The sequence below is a fragment of the Promicromonospora sp. NPDC057138 genome, assembly GCF_042670845.1.
Classification (GTDB): Bacteria; Actinomycetota; Actinomycetes; order Actinomycetales; family Cellulomonadaceae; genus Promicromonospora.
Window position 1 is genome coordinate 1 of the sequence record NZ_JBHUUX010000127.1, and the last position, 5,174, is coordinate 5,174.

Genomic DNA, 5,174 nt, shown 5'->3' on the forward strand with positions numbered 1-5,174 from the left:
TTATTAGCAGTAATGGTGTGTTGTGAAGTTGTTGGCAGTTAGTACCGGTCAGCTCCGACAGTCTTCAGTCCTGTCTTCCACATCCGGCCTATCAACCCAGTGGTCTACTGGGTGCCTCCCACACCACAAGGGTGTATGGAAACCTCATCTCGAAGCAGGCTTCCCGCTTAGATGCTTTCAGCGGTTATCCCTTCCGAACGTAGCCAACCAGCCGTGCTCCTGGCGGAACAACTGGCACACCAGAGGTTCGTCCGTCCCGGTCCTCTCGTACTAGGGACAGCCCTTCTCAAGTTTCCTGCGCGCGCAGCGGATAGGGACCGAACTGTCTCACGACGTTCTAAACCCAGCTCGCGTACCGCTTTAATGGGCGAACAGCCCAACCCTTGGGACCTACTCCAGCCCCAGGATGCGACGAGCCGACATCGAGGTGCCAAACCATGCCGTCGATATGGACTCTTGGGCAAGATCAGCCTGTTATCCCCGGGGTACCTTTTATCCGTTGAGCGACGGCGCTTCCACAAGCCACCGCCGGATCACTAGTTCCGACTTTCGTCCCTGCTCGACCTGTCGGTCTCACAGTCAAGCTCCCTTGTGCACTTGCACTCGATACCTGATTGCCAACCAGGCTGAGGGAACCTTTGAGCGCCTCCGTTACATTTTAGGAGGCAACCGCCCCAGTTAAACTACCCACCAGGCACTGTCCCTGATCCGGATCACGGACCGAGGTTAGACATCCGAAGCGATCAGAGTGGTATTTCAACAATGACTCCACCCGAGCTGGCGCCCTGGCTTCACAGTCTCCCACCTATCCTACACAAACCGCACCGAACACCAATACCAAGCTATAGTAAAGGTCCCGGGGTCTTTCCGTCCTGCTGCGCGTAACGAGCATCTTTACTCGTAGTGCAATTTCGCCGAGTTCGCGGTTGAGACAGCGGAGAAGTCGTTACGCCATTCGTGCAGGTCGGAACTTACCCGACAAGGAATTTCGCTACCTTAGGATGGTTATAGTTACCACCGCCGTTTACTGGGGCTTAAATTCTGAGCTTCGCCCAAAGGCTGACTCGTCCTCTTAACCTTCCAGCACCGGGCAGGCGTCAGTCCGTATACATCGTCTTGCGACTTCGCACGGACCTGTGTTTTTAGTAAACAGTCGCTTCTCCCTGGTCTCTGCGGCCCTCCCCGCGTCCCCCAGCAAGTGGGTTAACAGTTCAGGCCCCCCTTCTCCCGAAGTTACGGGGGCATTTTGCCGAGTTCCTTAACCACGATTAGCTCGATCGCCTTAGTATTCTCTACCTGACCACCTGAGTCGGTTTAGGGTACGGGCGGCTAGTCCCTCGCGTCGAGGCTTTTCTAGGCAGCATAGGATCACCAGATTCCCGCATACACGGTCACTATCAGCTCTCACCCTTCATGTCCCACGGATTTGCCTATGAGACGGGCTACGACCTTGGACGTGGACAACCATCGCCACGCCTGGCTACCTTCCTGCGTCACCCCTGTTAACACGCTTACCTACTACCGGATCAGGTCCCACGCCTCACCACCAGTGAGACCCGAAGGTCTCTGCGGTGGGTTGGGGTGGTTAGTATCACCGGGCTCGGTATGGGCGGTACTTCGCCGGTAGGAGAATATCAACTCCTTGTCCATCGACTACGCCTGTCGGCCTCGCCTTAGGTCCCGACTTACCCAGGGCGGATGAACCTGGCCCTGGAACCCTTGGTCATTCGGCGGACGGGATTCACACCCGTCATTCGCTACTCATGCCTGCATTCTCACTCGTGTAGGCTCCACCGCTGGATCACTCCGCGACTTCACTGCCCACACGACGCTCCCCTACCCACCCACACACCTGAACACACACCACAAGGATGCATGCTGGGCTAACGTATGAGTGCCACGGCTTCGGCGGTGTGCTTGAGCCCCGCTACATTGTCGGCGCGGAATCACTTGACCAGTGAGCTATTACGCACTCTTTCAAGGGTGGCTGCTTCTAAGCCAACCTCCTGGTTGTCTGTGCAACTCCACATCCTTTCCCACTGAGCACACGCTTAGGGGCCTTAGCCGGTGATCTGGGCTGTTTCCCTCTCGACCACGGAGCTTATCCCCCGCAGTCTCACTGCCGCGCTTGCACTTACCGGCATTCGGAGTTTGGCTGACGTCAGTAACCTGGTGAGGCCCATTAGCCATCCAGTAGCTCTACCTCCGGCAAGAAACACGCGACGCTGCACCTAAATGCATTTCGGGGAGAACCAGCTATCACGAAGTTTGATTGGCCTTTCACCCCTAACCACAGGTCATCCCCCAGGTTTTCAACCCTGGTGGGTTCGGTCCTCCACGCCGTCTTACCGGCGCTTCAACCTGCCCATGGCTAGATCACTTCGCTTCGGGTCTAGACCCGGCGACTCAGACGCCCTATTCGGACTCGCTTTCGCTACGGATACCCCACACGGGTTAACCTCGCCACCGAGCACTAACTCGCAGGCTCATTCTTCAAAAGGCACGCCGTCACCCCTACTAAGGAGGCTCCGACGGATTGTAGGCACACGGTTTCAGGTACTATTTCACTCCCCTCCCGGGGTACTTTTCACCTTTCCCTCACGGTACTTGTCCGCTATCGGTCACTAGGTAGTATTTAGGCTTAGCAAGTGGTCTTGCCAGATTCACACGAGATTTCACGGGCCCCGTGCTACTTGGGATCCCCTCCACCAGGCCATGCCATTTCGTCTACGGGACTCCCACCCACTACGGTCCGGTATTCAACCCGGTTCGACTATGACACGACTTTCTCACTGGCCGGAAAACTGTCAGATTCTCCCGGAAGGTCCCACAACCCCGCACACGCAACGCCTGACAGCTTGACACGCATACGGTTTGGCCTCATCCGCTTTCGCTCGCCACTACTCACGGAATATCTCTTCCTGTCGGTACTGAGATGTTTCACTTCCCGACGTTCCCTCCACACACCCTATACATTCAGGCGCGGGTAACCGAACATGACTTCGGCTGGGTTCCCCCATTCGGAGACCCTCGGATCACAGCTCGTCTGCCAACTCCCCGAGGATTATCGCAGGCTACAACGTCCTTCTTCGGCTCCTAGTGCCAAGGCATCCACCAATGTGCCCTAAAAAACTTCAACAAACACAACAATCACAGAAACCAAGATGACCACAAAACAAGGAACCACAAACCCGAAAGCCCATGGCCCAACATTTCACGGTCGCAATCTTGGAAAAAATCAAAGATGCTCGCGTCCACTATGCAGTTCTCAAGCAACGGACGAACCCACCAGGCACAACCATGAGCACCACAACCAGCACGCTGGCAGGTATACCCACGACCCGATGACCCGTGTCCTCCAGAAACACCCAACCTCTCGGCCGGTTGCCTCAGGACCCAACAGTGTGCTCGGCAAGCCCCCACCCACGACCAGCCGCGTTCCAGCCCGTGACAAGCACCGGCGTACTAGCAGCCACCCCGTGACAGGGAGACTCTTCGTCAATGTTCCACCCATGAGCAACCACCCCAGACGCGTACGGCCTGGGCCTGGCCTCTGCCACCAGCACCAGCCCGAAGGCCGGCGACCCCCACTATGTGGGGCCTGGTGGAGATGAGCTCCTTAGAAAGGAGGTGATCCAGCCGCACCTTCCGGTACGGCTACCTTGTTACGACTTAGTCCCAATCGCCAGTCCCACCTTCGACCACTCCCTCCCTTGCGGGTTGGGCCGTGAGCTTCGGGTGTTACCAACTTTCGTGACTTGACGGGCGGTGTGTACAAGGCCCGGGAACGTATTCACCGCAGCGTTGCTGATCTGCGATTACTAGCGACTCCGACTTCACGGGGTCGAGTTGCAGACCCCGATCCGAACTGAGACCGGCTTTTTGGGATTCGCTCCACCTCACGGTATCGCAGCCCTCTGTACCGGCCATTGTAGCATGCGTGAAGCCCAAGACATAAGGGGCATGATGATTTGACGTCATCCCCACCTTCCTCCGAGTTGACCCCGGCAGTCTCCCATGAGTCCCCGGCATAACCCGCTGGCAACATAGGATAAGGGTTGCGCTCGTTGCGGGACTTAACCCAACATCTCACGACACGAGCTGACGACAACCATGCACCACCTGTGTACGAGTGTCCAAAGAGAACCCCATCTCTGGGGCTTTCTCGTACATGTCAAGCCTTGGTAAGGTTCTTCGCGTTGCATCGAATTAATCCGCATGCTCCGCCGCTTGTGCGGGCCCCCGTCAATTCCTTTGAGTTTTAGCCTTGCGGCCGTACTCCCCAGGCGGGGCACTTAATGCGTTAGCTGCGGCACAGAACCAGTGGAACTGGCCCCACACCTAGTGCCCAACGTTTACGGCATGGACTACCAGGGTATCTAATCCTGTTCGCTCCCCATGCTTTCGCTCCTCAGCGTCAGTAACTGCCCAGAGACCTGCCTTCGCCATCGGTGTTCCTCCTGATATCTGCGCATTCCACCGCTACACCAGGAATTCCAGTCTCCCCTACAGCACTCTAGTCTGCCCGTACCCGATGCAAGCCCACAGTTGAGCCATGGGATTTCACACCAGACGCGACAGACCGCCTACGAGCTCTTTACGCCCAATAATTCCGGACAACGCTTGCGCCCTACGTATTACCGCGGCTGCTGGCACGTAGTTAGCCGGCGCTTCTTCTGCAGGTACCGTCACTTGCGCTTCTTCCCTGCTGAAAGAGGTTTACAACCCGAAGGCCGTCATCCCTCACGTGGCGTCGCTGCATCAGGCTTTCGCCCATTGTGCAATATTCCCCACTGCTGCCTCCCGTAGGAGTCTGGGCCGTGTCTCAGTCCCAGTGTGGCCGGTCGCCCTCTCAGGCCGGCTACCCGTCGACGCCTTGGTAGGCCATTACCCCACCAACAAGCTGATAGGCCGCGAGCCCATCCCCCACCGAAAAACTTTCCAACACCCACCATGCGGCAGGCGCTCATATCCGGTATTAGACCCCGTTTCCAAGGCTTATCCCGAAGTAGGGGGCAGGTTGCTCACGTGTTACTCACCCGTTCGCCACTGATCCACCCAGCAAGCTGGGCATCACCGTTCGACTTGCATGTGTTAAGCACGCCACCAGCGTTCGTCCTGAGCCAGGATCAAACTCTCCGTAAAAGAGAAACATCCACACCCACCCCGAAGAA

Annotated in this window: 2 rRNA genes; both read right to left on the bottom strand. The window is 57.2% G+C overall.

The features are described from left to right. Positions 1–19 precede the first annotated feature (19 nt). A 23S ribosomal RNA gene (locus tag ACFT2C_RS28890) occupies positions 20–3,140 on the bottom strand. 483 nt (positions 3,141–3,623) lie between these two features. After that, positions 3,624–5,145 (bottom strand): 16S ribosomal RNA (locus ACFT2C_RS28895). The 16S and 23S rRNA genes sit together here, the layout of an rRNA operon. Between the last annotated feature and the right edge of the window lie 29 nt (positions 5,146–5,174).